Source organism: Pedobacter sp. P26, from assembly GCF_050632135.1.
In the GTDB taxonomy this organism is placed as follows: Bacteria; Bacteroidota; Bacteroidia; order Sphingobacteriales; family Sphingobacteriaceae; genus Pedobacter.
The window spans coordinates 2022395-2044417 of sequence record NZ_CP192574.1 but is presented as its reverse complement, the minus strand read 5'-3'; the positions used below and the strand labels follow the sequence as shown (position 1 = coordinate 2044417).

Below are 22023 nucleotides of genomic sequence, written 5' to 3'. Positions count from 1 at the left end.
AAAGATTTTTGCTGATCCTCTTCGTTCTGTGCTGTAACCAATTGCAGGCGCAAAAGGTAGGTCTTGTATTTAGCGGAGGTGGTGCAAAAGGATTGTCGCACATTGGCACGTTAAAAGCTTTAGAAGAAAACCACATCCCTATTGATTACATTACAGGCACATCAATGGGCGGTATTGTCGGCGCCATGTATGCCGCAGGTTATAGCCCCGCACAGATAGAAAAAATTGCATTAAGCAACGACTTCCAGAATTGGGTAAATGGACGATACACCAGCGATTACACCTATTATTTCCAGAAAAATGCGCCAAACGCCTCCATGCTTACTGCAAAAGTGGCTATTGATACCGGTTTTCATTTTAGTTTCCGCTCTAACCTGATTAATGATATTCCATTAAATTTTGCTTTTCTTGAGCTTTTTTCGCAGGCTTCTGCCGTTTCTAAAGATAATTTCGACAATCTTTTTGTTCCCTATCGCTGTATGGTGGCCGATGTGCTTTCGCAAAAAAGCATAACAGTAAGCAAAGGAAGTTTAGCAGAAGCGGTAAGGGCAACCATGACCGTGCCTATTATCTACCGGCCTATTAAACTGGATGGAAAATATGTTTTTGACGGTGGACTCTATAATAATTTCCCTGCCGATGTAATGGAAAGAGATTTTAAGCCCGATTATGTAATTGGTGCCAATGTTTCTTCTAAAACTTATAATGAATACCCTAAAAACATCGACGATCGTTTAATGAACCGCTTTCTGGTATACATGTTTCTATCCAAATCAGACTCTACCATGATCGGTAAAAATGGTGTATACATTCAACCCGATTTAGCTACTTATAGCGTTACCAATTTTGCCCCTGTAGAAGAGCTGATTAAAAAAGGATATGATGCAACCATGGCCGATATGCCAAGAATTAAAGCGTTAATCAGCAAAAGAGTAAGCGATGAAGAACTGGCACAAAGAAGGAAAAAATTTAATGCGAAAAAGCCAGATCTTAAGTTCAGCAATATCATCGTAACAGGTGTAAACAGCCAGCAGAAAAAATATGTAGAAAGGCTTTTTAAGAGTGATAAGGTAACTTTTAACCTGCAAGATATTAAACGTGGGTACTATAAGCTGGTTGCCGACCAGACTTTTGAAACGGTATATCCTAAAATTTCTTATCAGGCTGCTACAGACAGTTATACTTTTGAGGTGGTTGCACAACCCAAAAAAAGCTTCAAACTCGATTTGGGCGGGAATATCTCCACCAGGCCAATCAGCAATGTTTTCCTCGGGGCACAATACAATTACCTCAACAGGAAATCGTACACCTTTGGAACCAGCTTTTATTCAGGCCGTTTTTACGAATCAGTTCAGGTAAACGGACGTGTAGATTATCCAACTAAGCTGCCCTTATTTCTCGCTGCCGAACTAACCTATAACCACTGGAATTATTATAATACCAGTCAGATTTTTATCGAAAATCCACGCCCTATCTACATCGAGCAATCCGACCGGAAAATTGATCTGATGATGGGCATGCCTTTAAATTACAATACGAAAATTGTCCTTCACTCTACCTTTATCAATAATAGTGATCATTACAGCCCCAACAATACCTTTGGTGTTGGAGATGTGTTGGATGAAACCGTTTTTAATGGATTTAGAGGTTCGTTAAACCTCGAAAAAATTCGCTTAACAGAAAACAATATGCCACAAACGGACAGAGTTTTTCTTTAAGTTTTAATTATACCACTGGTCGCGAAAATTATGATCCCGGTAATATTTTCCGCAATACCCCGGGTTTTATCAAAACCCCGGAGCTTAGCCGTTTGCACCATTGGGGCAGCATTAAACTCACCCAGGAAAACTATTTTTTACACCTTAAAAAATATACTTTGGGTTATATTATTGAAGGCGTTATTTCGAACCAGCCCTTATTTAGCAACTACTACGCAACACTTTTAACCGCTCCGGCCTTCTACCCCCTGCAAGATAGCCGCTCGCTATTTCTGGATAAGTTTAGGGCAACCACCTACGCAGCCGGCGGAATAAAAAATATTTATAATGTTAAAAAAAATCTAGACTTTAGATTGGAAGGTTATTTATTTTTGCCTCACAAAGAGTTTGAGCTGAACAGTTTCCAGGATGTAGATTACGCAAAGGCGATTACAAAAATACGCTATGCGGCTACTGCAGGTTTAGTTTATCACTCGCCTTTAGGTCCGGTTAGTCTAAGTTATAATTTATATAATGATGCTATTAAAAGAAATGGTGTATTATTGCATATCGGTTATTTAATTTACAATAAACGTTCTATCGAATGAAACGAATCTTATTCTTGTTATCACTGTGTTTAATCGGCTTTTGCGGCTTTGCCCAAAATGCAGCAATCAACAATTTTCTGGTAAAAGAAAACCTGCTTAAAAACAATAAACTAGCCATTATTGCAGCCGATTCGTTAAATAACCCCAACGAGAATATAAACGGAACTTACACCTTCAGCGTAAGCGGTTTCACCCAGATTTTAAAATTTAATGATGGTATTGCCGTGCTGCCACTGCCAATCGATAAATCTACATTCGTTTACATCAAACACCAGAACGATACCGGTACGCACAGCAAACTCGTGTATGTGTATAAAAAAGATACCGATTTAAGTCCTTACGCCATCAATAGTTTGTGGCTGTTTATCATTCCCATAGTACTCATTATCATTGCCTTCGCCTTCCGCAAACTCATCATATTTGTGGTGATTGTGTTTCTGGTATTTGTATATTTTAACCACAGTAACGGACTAAACCTATCTACCTTTTTCGAAAGTATTTTTGATGGGTTGAAGAACCTCGTCTGACCGCTAAAGTGATCTGTGAGGACACAGACCACGGCAGTAAGAGAGAACAATTGCATAAACGATCGTCATCCTGAATTTATTTCAGGATCTTTCTGGTTCGATTGGAATTCATGCTCACGCTCGTTTCTAACGAGTGTGAAATAACAAATCGTTTTTAACGATTAACTTCATTGTTTATCACAGAAGATGTAATGCAATTTCTATTTTTTAGAAAAGCAAGGCCTATGGTTCTTCGGTTCCGCCAATCCCGCCCTTTGCTTAACCCCGATAAATCTTCACAAAATTAAATGGCACTAAAATCGGGGTAATGCTGTCGGTCGGGTTTATTTTATCCCTATAGTAGCACATTTTACCCCTCCCAAAAAAAACCGATCGAAGCGGGATGCCGATTTTTATCGGCAGAAGCGGGAGCGCGACTGCTGTAAGCTAAAAGCTTCTGAAATTGCTTTACAAAAAAACATGCGCTCGGCAGACAGCAATAATCAGTATAATCATTTTCAGTTATACTAAAATTTTTAGTAAATTTGTTTTATGGAAAATCTTTATTTAGTATGTATCGTCCCTCCAATTGCTATTGTGGAAGACATCAACGAGATCAGAACCTACATTTCAGATAAATTTAACGTGCACGAATCATTAAAACGTCCGGCACACATCACCTTATACCCTCCGGTAAAACTTTCGGGATATGATGCAGAAGAGCGTTTTTTCAGAGCTTTAACAGATGCCTCCTTTAATCAACCCTTTACACAGGTGCTCCAAAATTTCAATTCATTTCCAGAACATACCTTTTATCTCGATGTTGAACAAAATGAAGGATTAATGCTGCTGGAAAAACAGATAACCAAAGCCCTGCAACCTTTGAAATTGATCGGGAAAAAAGAAAAATTCAATCCACATTTAACTTTAGCTTTTAGGGATATAAAACCCGTTTTCAAACAAATTATAGCTGATTTTAAAGACCGAAAATTTAAGCGAGCGTTTCAGGTTTCATCCTTTTCTGTTTACAAACACACGGATAAAAGATGGCAACCCTTCAAAGAATTCTCTTTTAAAAACCCCGATTCAAAACCCAAAGTTTTAAGCCTTTTTGGTTAATTAAAACGGCATGCCAATACCAAAATTGTATTGTATAAAACGATAGGTATCAGGCCCATGTGTAGCATTATAACTATCTTTAAAATCTCTCGGTCCAGATAAAAACTTACTGATAACCCATTGATCCGACCCTGTGAACTGGGGATCTTTAAGCTTTAAACCCACATCAAACCTAAACACAAAATATTGCACATCGTATCTAAGTCCTAAACCCGTTCCAACAGCCAGCTGTTGCGCAAATTTACTTAATTTAAATACGGTTTGTTCATCAAGTGCCGGAGTTGCAACGAGAATTGATTCTCCTTTACGTAGATTCCATACGTTACCAATATCAACAAAGGCTGCGCCTTTTAATGTGGCACCAAAAAACTTTTTGGCCACAGTAAAACGGTATTCAAAATTGGTCTCGATCCGCATGGTTCCAAGCTGATCAAGCCCAAAAAATGCCTTTCTCAGTGTATCACTCCTTAAAATGCCTCTATCGTAGTTGCCAGGCCCGATGGTTCTCGCCTGCCAGGCCCTTATTCCGCTCGATCCACCGGCAAAAAACTGCTTTTCAAACGGAATACCTGTTAACACCGAATTTCCGTAGGCATAAGCTACCCCTGCGTTTAAACGGGCAACAAACTGCCGCTCCCCACCCAAGTGTTTGTACCACCTCAGGTCAACCTCAGGGCGCATATACTGGTTAAATGGCAAACCCAATATTCTTGCAGGATTATTGTTTGCCGCATCACCTTTTTGCCGATTAAGCTAGATATGCCCTGCAACATATTACCCGCAATATCCATTCCAGCCCTTAAATAAACAAAAGACCGGTATTCATTTAACTTATTTGCATTCAAGGTATAGGTATACTTCATCCCCAGTGTTAAATCCTTACGACCTAATAAGGTGGAGTAATAAAGGTTGTTCAATACGGTTTGGGCATCAACGTTAGGGTCTAAATAGCCAAAACGGTATTCGAAATTCAATGGGGTAAATGAGTGTAACTTAGATTTGGTTTCAAACCAATCGTAAGTAATCGAATTGATAAAGATTCTTCTTACTGATACATCTTTCTGCAAAGCATAAATATAACTGCTTGAAAAAGTGGTGTGTGGCATTCCATTACCACCCAAAACCGGGTTGTAGAAAGGAATCATTAATCTGGGCACCGTAATACTCGAACTGATTGAAAAATCGCGCTGATAAATATCACTAAAGGGTTTAGCGCCGTTGCCAATTCTTGATTGTAAACCACCTTTTACCTGAAGTTCAAATCGTTCTGCTCCTCTGAAGATATTGTTATTGGTATAGGTATTTCCGATCGTAAACCCTACTGTACCTCCATTAAACGGCACCTCACCTTCCACACGGTTAGTCATCACCTTTTGCGGAATAAGCTGGATTACGGCATTTACTTTATTTGAAGTACTGTCTCTTCTGAAATAATCGATCTTTACATTTTTGAAGATATTGAGCTCATATAATCGATCGTAAGTGAGGTTTTCATTCCGGATATCGTAAAGTTCCCCCTGCTTCAGAAAATCATACCTCACAATCGGGTTTCTGCGGTAGCGTTTGGAAAAATCCGTAAATATAATGCCGTTAACCGTGTCTTTACTCAGCTTATAACGCACCGAATCAGGAAAACCATCAGGGTTAGGTGCAATAATCATAGTGGGTATATCCAATATTGAACTGCTTATGTTCGCCATCATTAGGGTTGGCTACATTCAGGTTCAGATCAATTTTATTGGTTTTAGAAGTAGGCTCTGCACCATAAACGTCGAAATTAACATAAGGCCTTAAGAAATAAAAATATCCGTTTTCTTTCATAATGCGGTAAATCTGTTCCCTTTCATACGTTAAAGAGTCTTCATCGTATTGCATTCCCTTATGTAAATGGGTTATTTTAGCCTTATTTGATTCATAAAGGTTTTTAATATTTCGATTTGGTATCGAATCAGAAAGTTTCTCGATAAAATAAGCAGGTCCCGGTTTTGCACTGAATACAATTTCGGCCTTTTTATCCGCAATCTTTATGGCAGAAGTTACTTCCGCCTGGCGGTAACCCTTACTTTTTAAAAATTTCTGTATCTGGGTTCTCGAAATTTCGACCAATGTGCTATCTAAAATGGCTGGAGGTGTACCAAAAGGCTTAATATCACTGGTTTTATACCGACCATCTTTTGTATTAAAAAGGTTATATAACGGCACCTGAATACTCAGCTTGGAAGCTGGCCTGATATCTTTCTGAACATAATTATAAGCCTGTTCTTCAAACTTAGCATCAACGCTATCAATAGTTACCTTTTTCACTATCGATTGATAGTCGGCAATATACTTAGTTGACGAGCAGGCCTGAATTAAAACAATAATAAATAGTAATATTGCAGTGCTTTTCAGTTTAATATTTATTGAGTTTTGGTATGCTTTCAAAATCACAGATTAGTTTTATAAAATCGTTACATCAAAAAAAATATCGTAAAGAACATGGTTTATTTATTGTTGAAGGTATAAAATCCATACAAGAATTTTTCCAATCAAGCTACCAGATCCACACTATATTTTACAACAGCGAACAATACAATTTGTTACCCAAATTACCCGCAAATATAAACTTATTTGAAGTAAAGAACGCTGAATTAGACAAGATTAGTACGCTGCAAACACCACAAGGCTTTTTAGCGTTGGTCCACATCCCCAAAAACAAGGAATTGGATCTAAAAGAGTTGAAAAATGAGTTTACTTTAGTGTTAGATGGTGTTCAGGATCCGGGCAATATGGGCACCATTATCCGTACGGCAGATTGGTTTGGCTTTAAAAACATCATCTGCTCTGCCGACTCTGTAGAAGTATTTAATCCAAAAACGGTACAGGCCACCATGGGCTCTTTGTCACGGATAAATATTTATGAAGCAGATTTACCAGTATTATTAGAGAAGAATACCATCCCTGTATTTGGGGCATTGTTAGATGGTGAATCGATTTACAAAACGCAATGGGGAACTGAAGGATTGGTAATTTTAGGTAATGAAGGAAAGGGAATATCGGCAGAAGTCATCAAAAAAATAAATACACCGGTCACCATTCCGAAAATCGGGGAAGCCGAATCGCTAAACGTAGCCGTAAGCGCCGCAATCTTTTGCGCTGAGTTAGTGCGAGTTCGAAATTAAATTGAGATATTATTTGCAGGCTAACTAATAATTGCTATTTTTGCAGCCTTGAATTTAAGGGTCGAGTGGCCGAGTGGCTAGGCAGAGGTCTGCAAAACCTTCTACAGCGGTTCGAATCCGCTCTCGACCTCCATTTGTACAAATAAAATAATTAAAAGGTTATTACCATGGCAGTTACCAGATTAAAAAGAAAAGACAGAAGAAATAAAAATACAGCTCACCAAGAGGTAGCATTTTTAAAGAGAGCAACTAACATCGAGTTAGGAAGCCGCTCTGCACAACCTAAAAACGATCAATTAGCTAAAAACAATGCTGTTTTAGCTACTTTGGCAAAAATAGTTTTTAGAAATTTCTTCTTAAAGATTTAAAGCATCCTTCTGATCAAAGGATGCTTTTTTATGCTTTAGTATTTTTGATACTCACAATATAATTGTAATTCTAAGTCTCTTTTCTAATTCAATCGTCATGCTGAACTTGTTTTACAAGTAGTGGTCGTATTTTCAATTGTCTTGTAGCTACTACTACGTGGTCAGTATCTTTCGCGCAAGATAAACCCCTAAAATAAATTCAGGGTGACGACGTATGCTAACAAACTAAAATCTTAACTTTATGCTATTAGATTTACGAATACACATGAATCTTACAGAAACTCTTTCAAAATTAGAATCGCTCGGCGAAGAGAAAGTCCGTGCCATGCATATTAAGAACGGCGCCAGAGAAAACATTTTTGGTGTTAAAATGGGCGACATCAGGGCGATAGCCAAAAAAATCAAAACCGACCATGTGCTTGCACTTCAACTTTGGGAAACTGAAAATATCGATGCCCGGCTGCTTGCCATTTTAATCCTGAAACCAAAAGCACTATCGGCAGCACAAATTGAGCAAATGGTCTCTTCAGAAAATTTTACCTGGGCGGCAGACTGGTTTTACAACTACATCGTTAAAGAATACCCCGATAAGGAACAATTCAGGGAAAAGTGGATGAATTCGGAAAATATTATGCTGGCCCGCGCAGGCTGGAGCTTAACCAGCGGACGTATAACCAGGGCACCTGAAGGAATAGATATCCCAGCAATTCTTGATCGGATTGAAAAAGAAATGCCAAAAGTAGCACCCGAAATCCAATGGACCATGAATACTGCATTGGCCCAGATTGGCATTAACCACCCAATTTATAGAGAAAGAGCCTTAGCCATTGGCGAAAAACATGGCATTTACCGCAATTACCCTGTTTCTAAGGGCTGTACTTCTCCCTTTGCACCAATCTGGATTAATGAAATGGTAAGCCGCCAAAAGTAGTTGTTTTGCAGCGCAAGGTAATTTGTTAAGTTAAGGAGAAATATCACCGGCACAAGCCTTTCATGATAAACCCGATAGTAGTGGAGGCCGATTCTTCATCGGCTGGAACGAATAGCGGGACTGTCTAACCCAATGGAATACCGACATTCATTTCCAAAACCTGAAAGCAGATGGTTTTATTAAATAAACTAAATCGTCACGTCAAGAAAACGAATAGTAAGATTGGTTTTTTACCCGAAAATAAAAAAGAAGCATTCAGACATTAAATATACCTCCAGATTAAACTGTAAGGCGCGCTTAAACCAACGCTTTACAGATGCTTTTAATCAATCCTGGCCCCTCATATATAAAACCAGTATACAATTGAACTAAAGATGCACCAGCATCCAGTTTCTCTTTTGCATCCTTTGCTGAGTGTATCCCACCTACCCCAATAATCGGGAAAGCTTTGTTTGATTTTTCTGAAAGATAACGAATGACTTCAGTAGAACGTTCTTTAACTGGTTTACCGCTCAAACCACCTGTTTCGACAGTTAAATCTTTCTCCGTAGCCAGATTTTCTCTACTAATGGTAGTATTAGTGGCAATAATACCAGCAATTTTGGTTTCAGCAACAATTTCGATGATATTATCCAATTGTGCATCGGTTAAGTCAGGCGCAATTTTTAACAGAATCGGACGTGAAACATCGTTTTTACGGTTGCGCTGCTGTAAGGTATTCAGAATTCTCTTCAGGGGTTCTTTTTCCTGCAGTTCGCGTAAACCTGGTGTATTTGGCGAACTTACATTCACTACAAAATAATCTACTACATCAAAAAGACGGTCGAAACATTTAATATAGTCGCTTACTGCATCTTCATTTGGCGTAGCCTTGTTTTTACCGATATTCCCACCTACCACAATGTCAGGATGTTTATCTTTTAACAAGCGCAAACGTTCCGCCATTACATCTACTCCTTTATTGTTAAAGCCCATCCGGTTAATTAAAGCTTCATCATTAGGTAAACGGAACATTCGGGGTTTATCATTTCCAGGCTGAGGCATTGGTGTTACCGTACCCACTTCAATAAATCCGAACCCTAAATTACTAAGTGGCTCCACATATTCACCGTTTTTATCAAATCCGGCAGCCAGGCCAACGGGATTTCTGAATTTTATCCCAAAAACCTCGCGTTCTAAGCCTTTAATGTGCACATCAAAGCTGCTACGGATAATGGTTTTACCCAATGGAAATTTATCATTAAACCATTTTAACCGCTTAACTACAAAATAATGTACATTTTCAGGGTCAAATTTGAAGAATATTGGTTTAATAAGGCGATACATAGCACGAAGATAAGAACTTAATGGGAAAAAGGAAAATGGGACAATTTTCAGTTCTCAATTCTCAGTTACCAGTGAACTAATGACTAATGAACCAATGAACAATTAAACCCTCATCCATTTTCCTTTCCATCATGCTAATATCCTGCGGTAAACTGCTCCTGGTGATGTGCTTTATTTTCCAGCTCATCAGCAATAACAATCGCCAAATCTTCTACCGATAAAATAGAACGCCCTTCCTCATTAAAAACCGGACTGGTTTTACCCAAGCAGTATTTTCCGGTACGGCCGGTGGTGATCCCTTGATGCATCTCAATAGCAGGACTAAAAAACAACCAATCTAATTCCTTTTCTTGTTTTAGCGTATTAAAATAATCTCTTACTGCTGTTGCACCTGGCTTGTATTCGGCAGGGAAGTTCGGCCCATCTACAATTTGGTGACCATCAATCTGCAGGGTACCTGCTCCACCGATAAAAATGTAACGTTTAACGCCCGATGCTTTTACAGCAGTCTGAATGGCATTTGCGCCCTCTACTGTATCGTTATATAAATTTGGGTTGGTCCACCCCGCATTAAAAGCACTTACTACGGCATCAGCACCTTTTAAAGCTGCTGCTAATTTTTCAGTATCCAAAACATCGACCGCCACCTTACTTACCTTTTCATCGTTACTTTCAATTTTGTCGGTATCGCGTGCAATGGCAATCACTTCATTTCCACGACTTACTAATTCGTTCAAGATGGCTTTGCCTACAAATCCGGAGGCCCCAATTAATGCTACTTTCATATTATTTAATTTTAATTAACTTATTATTATAAAATTGTAATGTTTTTTATTACAGTTATATCCAAAAAAATTATTCAAACGCCGAGGCAAAATCTGCCAATGTCTGTTTTGATAAATTGGCGATCAGCGCATGCTCTGCATTGCTGTACAGGGAATCTAAATGTTGATTGATCTGTCTACCGATCGGACATTTAGGATTCGGTTCATTTTTATGTTGCCCTAACACATTGCTGCTTCTAACCGATTGGTACACTTCCCCCAGATTAATATCTTTGGCATTTTTAGCCAGAAACGAGCCTCCACCCTTACCTTCCTTGCTTTCAACAAAACCATGTTTCCGTAAATTCATAATTTCCTTGCGGACCAAAGCAGGATTGATATTGATACTTCCGGCCAGGTACTCTGAACTCACAACAGCACCTTTCGCCTCATTTAATAAGGTTAAGATGTGTAGGGAGATTGGAAACCGGCTATTGCTCATTCTGTAATTATTTTTATTACAGTACAAAAGTAAGAAGGTTTTACCAAAATCAAAACTTATTTTACAATTTCTAATACAACGATTCATCGCCGCGTTAAGAAGGCAGTTTTTCCTATTTGACTTTCCACCTGAAAAAAGCCTTTAAATTTCGTACTTTTGCAGCCGAAATGATTTCAATAAATAATTTAACTTTCCTGATTGGCTCAAGGGCCTTATACGATGACGCAAACTGGCACATAAAACCTGGCGATAGAGCTGGTTTAATTGGTGCCAATGGAACAGGAAAATCAACACTTTTAAAAATAATTGTAGGCGAATATGCACCGAGTTCCGGTACTGTTTCCATGTCGAAAGACCTGAAAATTGGTTATTTAAACCAGGATTTACTTTCTTATGATTCGCACCATAGCATTCTGCACGTGGCCATGGAAGCTTTTGAGCGCCAAAATCAGTTGCATGATGAAATTGAAGAGCTACTTAAAAAAATCGAAACGGATTATAGCGAAGAGGTTTTATTTAAATTAAGCGATAAACAGCAAGAATTTGAAGCTTTAGATGGCTATAACATCGAATATAGAGCTAACGAAATTCTGGCCGGTCTGGGTTTTAGCACGGCAGATCAGTTACGTCCGTTAAATACCTTCTCGGGAGGGTGGCGAATGCGGGTAATGCTGGCCAAAATATTATTACAAACTCCTGATATCTTATTACTGGATGAGCCTACCAACCACATGGATTTACCTTCTATTAAGTGGTTAGAAAATTATTTAATGAGTTTTGAAGGCGCCATTGTAATTGTATCTCACGATAGGTATTTCTTAGATAAAATTGTAAACCGTACGGTCGAATCTCGTAAGGGCAAGTTAACCGTATATGCAGGTAACTATAGCTTCTATGTGGAAGAAAAAGCCTTACGTGGAGAAATCCAAAAGGGTGAATTTAAAAATCAACAGGCCAAAATTAAACAGGAAGAACGCTTAATTGAGCGTTTTAAAGCGAAGGCGAGCAAGGCTAAAATGGCCCAATCGCGCATGAAAGCTTTAGACAAGATGGAGCGTATTGACGATGTTGATGATGATAACCCAACCGTAAATTTTGCTTTCAAATTTTCTAAACCATCAGGCAGGCACGTGGTACGGATAGAACATGCCAATAAGAGTTATCCAAATGTGCATATTTTAGATGATGCTGAGGGTGTGATCGAAAAAGGCGATAAAATTGCCTTGATCGGTGCCAACGGTAAGGGTAAATCTACTTTATTGAGAATGATTGCCGGAACTGAAAAATTTGAAGGTTTCTGCGAAACGGGTCATAATGTTACCACCACTTTCTTTGCGCAGCACCAGTTAGAGTCGCTGCATTTAGAAAATTCAATTTTAGAAGAATTACAGGCATTTGCCCCAAAACATAGCGATACTGAATTACGGAGTATTTTAGGTTGTTTCCTTTTTACCGGTGATGATGTTTTCAAAAAGATCAAAGTGCTTTCCGGAGGAGAAAAATCGCGTGTGGCCCTTGCTAAATCTTTAACAACAGATTCTAACTTCCTGATTCTGGATGAGCCTACCAACCACCTGGATATCCAATCGGTAAACATTTTGATCCAGGCACTGGACCAATTTGAAGGTACTTTTATTGCCGTATCTCACGATAGGTATTTCTTAGATAATGTGGCCAACAAAATCTGGTTTATAGAAGGAGGAAAAATTAAACAATACCCTGGTACTTATGCCGAATATGAAGAATGGAATAGCAAAAGGGTAATACCTGCAGCTAAACCTATTCCGGTTAAGATGCCGGAGAAGCCAAAAGCAGAACCAAAACCGGTTACCGCCAATACTGCCAACCAGTTGAAAAAACTGAATGACGAGCTGCAAAAAACAGAAAAACTGATCGCAGAGCTGGAACAAAATGTGAAAAACATTGAAGCAGAACTGGCAGACGAGAATGTTTACGCTAAAGCCGATAAATTAGCAGAAGCCAACAAACGTTATTTATCTGCCAAACAAGATTTAGACAACAGCCAAAGTAAATGGGAAACACTGGCTGCTGAAATTATGGAGCTGGAAGGTTAGTTTTAAACAACAAATACATAGCCGTTTCGATGTAAAATTGAAACGGCTTTTTTTGCCACGGAAACTCAGAAACACAGAGGGAGTTTTTTCTGTCATGCTGAGGCACGAAGCATCTGCAGCCTATAAAAAACATGCTTCGTGCCTACAATTACTTTATTTTATAATTATTTATTGACTGACTTATGAAACTATGGCATTTCCATCCAGCTAAGCCTTAGCACAGCATCACCGTTCAACTTAAATCCGGCCTAACAAATTTTTCGGCATCCACTAACCCAGCCCTACCAATGGCTTTGAAAGAAAAATTTTCAGCCGGCGTTTTTTGGTTCTTTTTGACGCCAAAAAGAAGGAGCCAATCGGCGGCGGCGAGCCGAGGCAAGACTGCGCCGTATGGCACAAGAATCATTTAAGTTACTCATATTGATTTTTTTTTAAAAAATCAATTATTCATTAAATGATAGCATATCGAAAAACTTCCGTATTAATCCTTATTTCCCTGACAACCATCCGCAGCTCCATTTTGTCCCTTCCCAATAAAACTTTACTTTTAGCCATGCAGAAAATATTAATCCCGGTTTTATTTTTCATCTCTACTTTAGCTTTTGCACAAAACGATACAAAGTTTACCAACGAGAATAAAATTTATCTTCCAAATATCAAAACTGTGCTTTGCTATAACACTAATAAAGAGCAAAGTTTACCCGTTATTATGCTCAATTCATCAGAAACGATCACTTTTTCTTTCGATGATCTACTTGCAGGCACCCAAAATTACTGGTATACCATTGAACATTGCACTGCAGAATGGGAGACTTCCAAAATTTCGAGCATCGATTACTTAGGCAGTTTTAACGACGACCGCATCATCAATTACCGCTATTCATCCAACACGGCAAGAAAATATACGCACTACGAGATCAGCTTACCTAATAATCAAATCCAACCTAAAATTGGCGGCAATTATGTATTAAAAGTCTATTTAGATGGCGACAAAAACAAGCCGGTTATTTCGCAGCGCTTCTATATGCTCGATAATCAGGTTGCTGTAGCGGCAGAAGTAAACAATTCCATGCAGGTAGAAGACAGGAATTATAAACAAAAAATCAACTTTACCATTAACCATGCTTTCCACATCCCTAACCCCTATCAGGATATAAAAGCTGTGGTGATGCAGAATTTTAATGCGAATACCATTCAGGTTAATACCAAACCAGCCTTTGTACGGCCAAACCAATTGGTTTATAACGACCTCAATACGAATGATTTCTGGGGAGACAATGAATTTAGAAAATTTGATACGAGAAGTTTGCGTTATAAGGCAGATAATGTGAAGGACATTTATCGCGATAATCAATCCGTAAACGTCATGCTTTTTCAGGATGCAGCCAGAACGATCGGTGCATTTGCCAACCAATACGATGAAAACGGAAACTTTTTATCCGCAATACCGACGGAAGAGATGATAAAACCGAAGCAGAGTACATGAGTGTTTTGTTTACGTTAAATGCGCCTGCACCCAGCCAGAATGGCGACGCCTATGTGGTTGGCCGGTTTAACAATTACACCATGAGCAATGAAAATAAACTACTCTACGATGCCAACAGGAAACAGTTTTACGGTAACGTGATCCTTAAACAAGGCCTCTATGATTATGAGTATGCCTGGTATAATAAAGAGACCAAAGTAATGGAAACCAAACCTTTCGAGGGTGCATTCTTCCAGACCGAAAACAGTTACCAGATTTTTGTTTATTACCGCCGGCCGGGCGCACGTTGGGACACGCTCGTTGGTTTTACCAATTTAAGCAATAAAGTTTCAGACGGAAGGTAAGCAGCACCATTGCAAATCAGATTTACAATAATGATGCGCCAAATTGCATAAATAGACATCATAAGTTTAAATGACCTTATATTTCTTAGGCGGCAAAAGACCTCTCACCTATAATACAATCAAACCCGATTTCGATTGATAATGTGCTTTAATTTAGGTTATTTGGCGCCTTACATGAACGGTCGTCACCCTGAACTTGTTTCAGGGTCTTTATAGCAAGGCGGTTTAACAGGAAAGATGCTGAAATGAATTCAGCATGACGAAACGGCTAGCCAATTCGTCTTAATAAAATACATTAATTTTTAAACATTAATCAAACTCAGGTTATTAGTTAAATAATTATAAGTAAGATCTACTTAAAAAATTTTCGCCAATTAGATCCTGAAACAAGTTACCATTGATGTTATTTTGTAATATTGAGAAGTTTAGCCGATTTGTATTTCCGCCCAACTAGGCCTTAGCACCGTATCCCCCGTTCTAATAAATCCGGCCTAACAAATTTTTCGGGTCGCACTCCCCAAGCCAACCCACTAGCTTTGAAAGAAAAATTTTCAGCCGGTGTTTTTGTTTCTTTTTGACATCAAAAAGAAAGAAGCCTGTCCGGCTAGGACTAATAAAACACCCCATCCTGCGGACACCCCTCTAAAATAGGGGAGTTACATGCCTCCTGAAATTTAAACGTCATTTATATTGATTTTTATCCAATAAAATACCCTTCAGGATGACGATCGCTTTAATTGTCAACTTGACTTTTAATATTCCAATACTTACCTTTATTGTTACATAAATTTTCTTTGTTTTAAATGTGGTTTTTTACTTTAGTGTTTCAGAAAGCAACCAGATAAACACCTAGAGAATTAAGTGTATCTAACCAAAAATTATGTTTAAAAAGTTAATTGCCGCAGCATTAATATTCTATCCCTGCGCAAAAATTTCGGCACAAACGCCGGGTGATTCGTACACGCAATCCATCAATGGAACCAAATTAAAATTCGATATGCAGGCTATACCGGCAGGCAAATTTAAAATGGGAAGCAAAACAGGAAAACCAGATGAGCAACCTGTTCATGAGGTTAAACTTGATGCTTTCTGGATTGGAAAACATGAAGTAACCTGGGATATTTTTGAGCCTTTTCTTTACCGTGATTACGAAAAACAAGCCAGTACAAGCGCTATTCCGGCTGAAGTAGACGCCGTTACCAGGCCCACAAAACCCTACCTTGATATGACTTTTGGTATGGGTAAAGCGAACCAGCCGGCGGTAGCCATGACCCAATATAATGCCATCCAGTTTTGTAAATGGCTTTATATGCGTACAGGTATTTTTTATCGTTTACCAACAGAGGCAGAATGGGAATACGCCTGTAAAGCCGGAACCGAAAGCAATTATTCTTTTGGTGAAGATGCTACCAAACTAGGCGATTATGCCTGGTATAAAGATAACAGCGACAACAAAACACACCAGGTAGGGCAAAAAAACCAAATCCATGGGGATTATTTGATATGTATGGAAACGTGAGCGAATGGACATACGATCAATATCTTGCCGATTTTTACAGTCAAAGCAAAGATAAAACTGCAGAAAACCCGGTGGCAGTACCCGAAAAACTCTACCCCAATGTAGTTCGCGGCGGCTCTTATGATGAAACACCAAATCATTTAACCTCAACAACCAGATTGGCTTCTGATCCATCATGGAAACAATTAGATCCGCAGATTCCTAAAAGTAATTGGTGGTTCCCTGAAGCTCCTTTTGTAGGCATGCGCCTGGTACGCCCTGTAAAAACGCCTTCAAAAGCAGATATAGATGCGTATTACAATAAGCAACCGATAAAAGACTTTTAAAAACACATCCCTAACCAAAATAAAAATTAAACACATGAAAAAACCAGTTAACCAACAAGATCGTCGCGATTTTCTAAAAGCAACAGCCATGCTGGCCGGCGGGGCCATGTTAAGCAGCATTCCACTGGCTGGCGCTTATGCATCAGGATCTGATACCATTAAAATTGCCTTAATAGGCTGTGGCGATCGTGGTACCGGAGCAGCTTTCCAGGCGTTAAGCACTAAATTTAATCTAAAACTGGTGGCCATGGCCGATGCTTTTCAAGATCGGTTAGACAGCAGTTACCAGTCTTTAAGTTCGAAATTTGCAGCAAAGATGGATGTTCCGAAAGAACGCCAGTTTGTTGGCTTCGATGCCTATTTAAAAGCCATTCCATTAGCTGATGTAGTGTTGTTAACCACTCCTCCGGGCTTCCGTCCTATCCATTTCGAAGAAGCGGTTAAACAGAATAAACAAATTTTCATGGAAAAACCTGTTGCTGTAGATGCACCGGGCATCAGAAAAGTATTGGCCGCAGCCGAAGAAGCGAAAAAGAAAAAACTGAACGTTGTGGTAGGTTTACAGCGCCGCTACCAGACCAACTATCGCGAATCGATGAAACGCATTAACGATGGTGCCATTGGCGATATCATGTCGGGCCAGGTATATTGGAACAGCGGCGGCGTTTGGGTACGCCCACGTACAGCAAACCAGACCGAAATGGAGTACCAAATGAGAAACTGGTATTATTTCAACTGGTTATGCGGCGATCATATTGTGGAGCAACATGTGCATAATATCGATATTGCCAACTGGATCAAAAACGGACATCCGGTTTCGGTACAGGGAACGGGCAGCCGGGCCTGGAGAACAGGAAAAGACTATGGAGAGATTTATGATAACCACTCTATCGAATTAACTTATGCCGATGGTGCGGTAATCAACAGCCAATGCAGGCATTTTGAAGGCATCAGTAACCGCGTAGATGAAACTTTTCAGGGTACAAAAGGCAAAATTTACCTTTCAGGCAGCAACCAGGCCATTATGAAAGATTATAGTGGTAAAGAACTCTATAACCACAATACCAAAGGAAATGCAAATCCATACCAAACAGAGCACGACGAATTGTTCGATGCGGTTGCTAAGGGAGAATATAAATTCAGTAACGTAGATTATGCTGCAACAAGTACATTCTCGTCGATTATCGGCCGTTATGCTACTTACTCTGGTCAAACCATTAAATGGGATGAGGCTTTAGCTTCGAACATCAGTTTAATGCCTGAGCGTTTTGCATGGGATGCTAATCCGAAGTTAATGCCTGATGAAAAAGGACTATATCCTATCGCCATGCCCGGCCAAACCAAGGTGATCTAAAATTAAATGGATGCGTTATAGGTTTCTGCTTCTCATTCTACCAGTAATATTTGCTTTCTCCCTGAAAAAAGAGCTGAAGCAATATAAAATTAATGGTTTTGCGCAGGGAACCGATTATGCCATTATGTACTATGCCACTGATAGTTTAGCCACTAAAGCTGGCATAGATAGTTTATTGAACGAAATTGATTTATCGATGTCGCTTTACAAAAAGGGATCATTGATAAATCAATTTAATGATGCAGAAAAAGAAATTAAAACCGATCGTTTTATAAATGACGTGCTGAAAAGGAGTTTTGAGATCAACCACGATACAAAAGGCATTTTCGATATTACGGTTGCCCCATTGGTACAAGCCTGGGGTTTTGGGCCGAAAGAGACCAAAAACGAGCCCGATCCTGCAGTTATTAAATCTATATTGGCCTGCGTAGGCATGAAAAGCCTAAAACTAAAGAACGGCTTATTAAGCAAACTAAAGCCCTGTATACAAATTGATTTAAATGGAATTGCACAAGGTTATAGTGTCGATTTAATTGCCGTTTATCTTGAACAAAAAGGAATTAAACAATACGTAGCCGAGCTGGGAGGTGAAATTCGGATTTCAGGACCTAAACCCAATGGCGAAACCATGAAAATTGGCATTGAAGGTCCGGATAAGGATGGAACGCCGGTAATCAGGCATATCGCTGCGATCAATTCTGGTGCCATTACCACATCGGGCAACTACCGGAAATTCCACCAGAGCGGCAAGAAAAAATTTCTCACCTGATCGATCCTAAAACCGGCTATCCTTTAGATAATGAGATGATCAGCGTAACAGTATATGCCAAAGATGCCATTACAGCCGATGGATATGATAATGCCCTAATGGCGATGCACCTCAAAGATGCCATTGCCTTTGTTGAAAGTAGAAAAACCTGGAAGCTTATTTTGTATACCACCAGAAAGATGGCAAAGTGGCTGATACCTTAACCACGGGATTCAAAAAATTAATTACACACTAATATCTGTTAAAATTAAACCGATGAAAAGAAGTGAGTTTATAAGAAACAGCCTGCTTACAGCCGGTGCCATTACTACAGGAGCAGGATTTACCAATACTTTTGCTGCCGAAAAAACAAATGATACATTAAGCGATAAAACTTTTAACCTCGATTATGCACCGCACCAGGGCATGTTTCAAAACCATGCGGGCAAGAGTTTTCTAGATCAGATCCAGTTTATGTACGATAAAGGTTTCCGTTCCATCGAAGATAACGGTTATCTCGGTCGTTCTGTTGAAGAACAGGAGAAAATCGGTAATTTACTTGCGAAACTGGGCATGCGCATGGGCGTTTTTGTGGTAGATGGTGGCGATAACTGGAAAACCTCGTTAACTACGGGCAAAAAAGAATTTAAAGATAAGTTTGTGGAAACCTGCAAAAAGTCTGTAGAAGCCGCAAAACGCTGTAATGCCAAATGGCTTACCGTAGTGCCTGGTTTTTATGAGCGCAACCTGCCTTACGGCAATCAGTTTGCCAATGTAATTGATGCCATGCGCGCAGGCGCCGAAATTTTTGAATCTCATGGTTTGATTATGGTTTTGGAAACCCTGAGCGATACGCCAGAGCTTTTCCTGCAAAAAACAAATGAAACCTATGCAGTTTGCAAAGCGGTTAAAAGTCCTTCGTGTAAAATTCTTTATGATATTTACCACATGCAACGTACAGAAGGCGACTTAATTAAAACCATCGATCGTTGTTGGGATGAAATTGCCTACATCCAGATTGGAGATAATCCGGGCCGAAAAGAACCTACAACCGGGGAAATCAATTATAAAAACCTATTCAAACACTTGCACAGCAAAGGCTACAAAGGCGTAATGGGCATGGAGCACGGCAATTCTAAAGGAGGAAAAGAGGGTGAGTTGGCTGTTATTTCTGCTTATAGGGAAGAAGATAGCTTTTTGTAAGTTGTTCAAATAAAGTGTCGTCATCTCGACTGAAGCGCAGCGAAATGGAGAGATCTTTTAATTTGCTAAAACTATGTTCAAAGATTTCTCCACTACGGTCGAAATGACGATTCCACGCCGTGGATTGCAACCCCCTATCCAATAGTTGGTGACACACCAACCATCTTCATCATAAAATTAACCACAGATAAAAAGGATGAACACAGATATAAAAATCAGTGTTGGAATTATATGTAATGGTCTGTGCGCCACAGACCTTTGAATTGGTTCAGAGGACAACTTTTTGTAAATAATGTTCAAATAAAGCTTCGTCATCTCGACTGAAGTGCAGCGAAATGGAGAGATCTACCAAAACAGATTTCTCGACTGCGTTGCACTCCGCTCGAAATGACGATCCTTCGGAGAGAGATATTTGCATTAAATTCTCCACGCCGTGGTCTGCGTCCCCACAGACCACAATATTATCTCTTCTCCTACCCCACCTTCAACACCCACACCGAAACACTGCCGGCATTGCAATGAAACTCTGCCCAGCCATTTTCATCAATAACTACTTCCTGCTGGCGATAACCTAAGGCATCAACAAAGGTTTTTCCGGCAAAGTGTTTACCTATTTCCATTTCTTTGAATCCTTCCTCTCCTGTACTCAACAATACGGCTAAACCACTGTTTTCATGTTCTTCATCACCAGCACGGGTCCATCCTACACAAATACCATGGTCAAAATAATCGCGTTGCTCACCGTAGGCTAAGGCTGCACGGATTTTACTCATGGTTTCGACAGCAGGGATTGCGGCCAGGTCAACATGTACCTCATCGCCTTCCTTGTCTTTATCATCATAAATTCCTCCATACAGATCAGGAAAGAATAAACATGGGATGCCTTGCATGCGCAAAAGGATCATGGCATACGCTAAAGGCCTGAACCAAAAATCGACATAAGATTCCAGTGCCTGTAAAGGTTGCGAATCATGATTATCAACAAATGTTACCGCCAGATCAGGCTTCACCTGTACCAGCGTTCCATCAAAAATCGTCCGCATATCAAAATCTTCGTTTTTACTGGCCAGGAAAAAATTATGGTGCAACAACGAATCGAATATTTGTGTCCTTCCGCCGGTAATTTCAATATAGTTCAATTGCCCCGCTATATCCACCACGTTCCAATCCTCGGCCACAATAAAAAACTCGCGGTTATATTTTTGATTCAGGTGATCGATCCACTCTACAATAAAATCAGGATTGATGTGTTTAACCGCATCTAACCTGAAACCGTCTACCTTAGTGGTTTCCACTACCCATTCGCCCCAGTATTTTAACTCTTCAACTACAGCCCTGTTGCGGTAATCGATATCATTGTACATCAGGTAGTCGTAATTACCGAATTCGGTAGATGGAACCTCTTCAAAACCTTCACCTAAGTGGTTTTGGATCGAATAAATAGCAGTCTCTTTGATATCTTCTGCCCAGTCTACCCCACTAAAACACTCATGGTTCCATATAAATTCAGAATATTTACCCTTTCGGCCGGGGAAAGTAAACTTTGTCCAGGCCTCAATTTCGAAAACATCGCTGGTAAATTCATTTCTATTATCAGGATTTACCGTTCTAACGGCTACTTTCTCCAGTTCATCGCCACCCGCTTTGTGGTTAAACACAGCATCGGCTAAGGCGCCAATTCCATTTTCGTGTAATGCTTCAATAGCCTTAATATACTCATCTTTGGAGCCATATTTGGTATGCACACTTCCTTTCTGATCGAACTCGCCCAAATCAAAAAGGTCGTAAACGGCATAACCAACATCATAAGTCGCATTGTTCGATTTATAAGCCGGTGGCAACCATACAGCGGTTATTCCAATTTCTTTTAAATGACTCGCTTCTGCAGCTACTTTAGTCCACAAATTTTGTTCTTCGTTATAATACCAATGGAAAAATTGGATAAGGGTCTGATTTTGCATTAATTTGATTTTTTTAAAAGGATAA

21 protein-coding genes, 1 tRNA gene and 1 pseudogene are annotated in these 22023 nt (G+C 39.5%); 16 read left to right on the top strand and 7 right to left on the bottom strand.

The features are described 5' to 3' along the window. Window positions 1-41 precede the first annotated feature (41 nt). From ACQ86H_RS09425 to ACQ86H_RS09410, 4 genes are all read left to right on the top strand, one after another. The gene (locus ACQ86H_RS09425) at window positions 42-1718 is read left to right on the top strand and encodes a patatin-like phospholipase family protein (protein WP_431294629.1); all 1677 of its coding nucleotides are present in this window, start codon (window positions 42-44) and stop codon (window positions 1716-1718) included. A gap of 92 nt (window positions 1719-1810) precedes the next feature. Then, window positions 1811-2305: a hypothetical protein gene (locus ACQ86H_RS09420; RefSeq protein ID WP_431294628.1), complete on the top strand. Its 495-nt coding sequence runs from the start codon at window positions 1811-1813 to the stop codon at window positions 2303-2305. Beyond that, window positions 2302-2832 carry a hypothetical protein gene (locus tag ACQ86H_RS09415; RefSeq protein WP_138822147.1) on the top strand — a complete coding sequence of 177 codons (531 nt, stop codon included), beginning with the start codon at window positions 2302-2304 and terminating at the stop codon, window positions 2830-2832. The genes ACQ86H_RS09420 and ACQ86H_RS09415 overlap by 4 nt, the downstream gene beginning before the upstream one ends. 531 nt (window positions 2833-3363) lie before the next feature. Continuing rightward, window positions 3364-3930: a 2'-5' RNA ligase family protein gene (locus ACQ86H_RS09410; protein WP_431294627.1), complete on the top strand. Its 567-nt coding sequence runs from the start codon at window positions 3364-3366 to the stop codon at window positions 3928-3930. On the opposite strand, the gene ACQ86H_RS09405 is transcribed toward ACQ86H_RS09410, so the two are convergent. The 3 genes from ACQ86H_RS09405 to ACQ86H_RS09395 are packed head-to-tail and all read right to left on the bottom strand — an operon-like array spanning window position 3931 to window position 6354. Next, window positions 3931-4611, bottom strand: coding sequence for a BamA/TamA family outer membrane protein (locus ACQ86H_RS09405; protein WP_431294626.1), 681 nt, complete (start codon window positions 4609-4611; stop codon window positions 3931-3933). It lies immediately after the preceding gene. After that, entirely contained in the window at window positions 4590-5633 is a 1044-nt protein-coding gene (locus tag ACQ86H_RS09400; RefSeq protein WP_431294625.1) for a hypothetical protein, read from the bottom strand. The genes ACQ86H_RS09405 and ACQ86H_RS09400 overlap by 22 nt, the downstream gene beginning before the upstream one ends. Continuing rightward, window positions 5575-6354: a hypothetical protein gene (locus tag ACQ86H_RS09395; RefSeq protein WP_431294624.1), complete on the bottom strand. Its 780-nt coding sequence runs from the start codon at window positions 6352-6354 to the stop codon at window positions 5575-5577. Before ACQ86H_RS09395 ends, ACQ86H_RS09400 begins: the two co-directional genes overlap by 59 nt. On the opposite strand from ACQ86H_RS09395, the gene ACQ86H_RS09390 reads away from it, so the two are divergent. The 4 genes from ACQ86H_RS09390 (at window position 6345) to ACQ86H_RS09375 (ending at window position 8390) form a co-directional block, all read left to right on the top strand. Next, entirely contained in the window at window positions 6345-7091 is a 747-nt protein-coding gene (locus tag ACQ86H_RS09390; protein ID WP_431294623.1) for a TrmH family RNA methyltransferase, read from the top strand. The genes ACQ86H_RS09395 and ACQ86H_RS09390 overlap by 10 nt on opposite strands. A gap of 59 nt (window positions 7092-7150) precedes the next feature. Then, window positions 7151-7224: transfer RNA gene (locus tag ACQ86H_RS09385), tRNA-Cys, on the top strand. Between the two features lie 34 nt (window positions 7225-7258). Then, window positions 7259-7459 (top strand): spore protein, encoded by a 201-nt coding sequence (locus tag ACQ86H_RS09380; protein ID WP_431294622.1) that lies wholly within the window; start codon window positions 7259-7261, stop codon window positions 7457-7459. A gap of 265 nt (window positions 7460-7724) precedes the next feature. Beyond that, on the top strand, window positions 7725-8390 hold the full coding sequence (locus ACQ86H_RS09375; protein ID WP_431294621.1) for a DNA alkylation repair protein: 666 nt from the start codon (window positions 7725-7727) through the stop codon (window positions 8388-8390). A 297-nt stretch (window positions 8391-8687) separates the two neighbouring features. Here ACQ86H_RS09375 and ACQ86H_RS09370 read toward each other — a convergent pair whose 3' ends face one another. The 3 genes from ACQ86H_RS09370 to ACQ86H_RS09360 all read right to left on the bottom strand — a co-directional run bounded on the left by ACQ86H_RS09370 (window position 8688) and on the right by ACQ86H_RS09360 (window position 10982). Further along, window positions 8688-9716: a quinone-dependent dihydroorotate dehydrogenase gene (locus ACQ86H_RS09370; RefSeq protein WP_431294620.1), complete on the bottom strand. Its 1029-nt coding sequence runs from the start codon at window positions 9714-9716 to the stop codon at window positions 8688-8690. A gap of 134 nt (window positions 9717-9850) precedes the next feature. Continuing rightward, complete coding sequence (locus tag ACQ86H_RS09365) at window positions 9851-10501, bottom strand: NAD(P)-dependent oxidoreductase (protein ID WP_431294619.1); 651 nt, start codon at window positions 10499-10501, stop codon at window positions 9851-9853. A 70-nt stretch (window positions 10502-10571) separates the two neighbouring features. Further along, entirely contained in the window at window positions 10572-10982 is a 411-nt protein-coding gene (locus tag ACQ86H_RS09360) for an Rrf2 family transcriptional regulator (protein ID WP_431294618.1), read from the bottom strand. A 167-nt stretch (window positions 10983-11149) separates the two neighbouring features. Between ACQ86H_RS09360 and ACQ86H_RS09355 the strand changes: the two genes are divergently transcribed. The 8 genes and pseudogenes from ACQ86H_RS09355 (at window position 11150) to ACQ86H_RS09320 (ending at window position 20037) form a co-directional block, all read left to right on the top strand. Continuing rightward, a complete protein-coding gene (locus tag ACQ86H_RS09355; protein WP_431294617.1) occupies window positions 11150-13057 on the top strand; it encodes an ABC-F family ATP-binding cassette domain-containing protein in 1908 nt (635 codons plus the stop codon). Between the two features lie 553 nt (window positions 13058-13610). Beyond that, window positions 13611-14543, top strand: a complete 933-nt coding sequence (locus tag ACQ86H_RS09350; RefSeq protein ID WP_431294616.1) for a DUF5103 domain-containing protein — start codon at window positions 13611-13613, stop codon at window positions 14541-14543. Further along, the gene (locus tag ACQ86H_RS09345) at window positions 14540-14887 is read left to right on the top strand and encodes a hypothetical protein (protein ID WP_431294615.1); all 348 of its coding nucleotides are present in this window, start codon (window positions 14540-14542) and stop codon (window positions 14885-14887) included. Before ACQ86H_RS09350 ends, ACQ86H_RS09345 begins: the two co-directional genes overlap by 4 nt. 880 nt (window positions 14888-15767) lie before the next feature. Then, window positions 15768-16732: pseudogene (locus ACQ86H_RS09340) on the top strand (formylglycine-generating enzyme family protein). Window positions 16733-16766: 34 nt separating this feature from the next. Beyond that, the gene (locus ACQ86H_RS09335) at window positions 16767-18086 is read left to right on the top strand and encodes a Gfo/Idh/MocA family oxidoreductase (protein ID WP_431294614.1); all 1320 of its coding nucleotides are present in this window, start codon (window positions 16767-16769) and stop codon (window positions 18084-18086) included. Window positions 18087-18096: 10 nt separating this feature from the next. After that, the gene (locus ACQ86H_RS09330; protein WP_431294613.1) at window positions 18097-18855 is read left to right on the top strand and encodes an FAD:protein FMN transferase; all 759 of its coding nucleotides are present in this window, start codon (window positions 18097-18099) and stop codon (window positions 18853-18855) included. Between the two features lie 35 nt (window positions 18856-18890). Then, complete coding sequence (locus tag ACQ86H_RS09325) at window positions 18891-19058, top strand: FAD:protein FMN transferase (protein ID WP_431294612.1); 168 nt, start codon at window positions 18891-18893, stop codon at window positions 19056-19058. Window positions 19059-19110: 52 nt separating this feature from the next. Further along, window positions 19111-20037 (top strand): hydroxypyruvate isomerase family protein, encoded by a 927-nt coding sequence (locus ACQ86H_RS09320; RefSeq protein ID WP_431294611.1) that lies wholly within the window; start codon window positions 19111-19113, stop codon window positions 20035-20037. Between the two features lie 473 nt (window positions 20038-20510). Here ACQ86H_RS09320 and ACQ86H_RS09315 read toward each other — a convergent pair whose 3' ends face one another. After that, window positions 20511-21998 (bottom strand): alpha-amylase, encoded by a 1488-nt coding sequence (locus tag ACQ86H_RS09315; protein WP_431294610.1) that lies wholly within the window; start codon window positions 21996-21998, stop codon window positions 20511-20513. Window positions 21999-22023 lie beyond the last annotated feature (25 nt).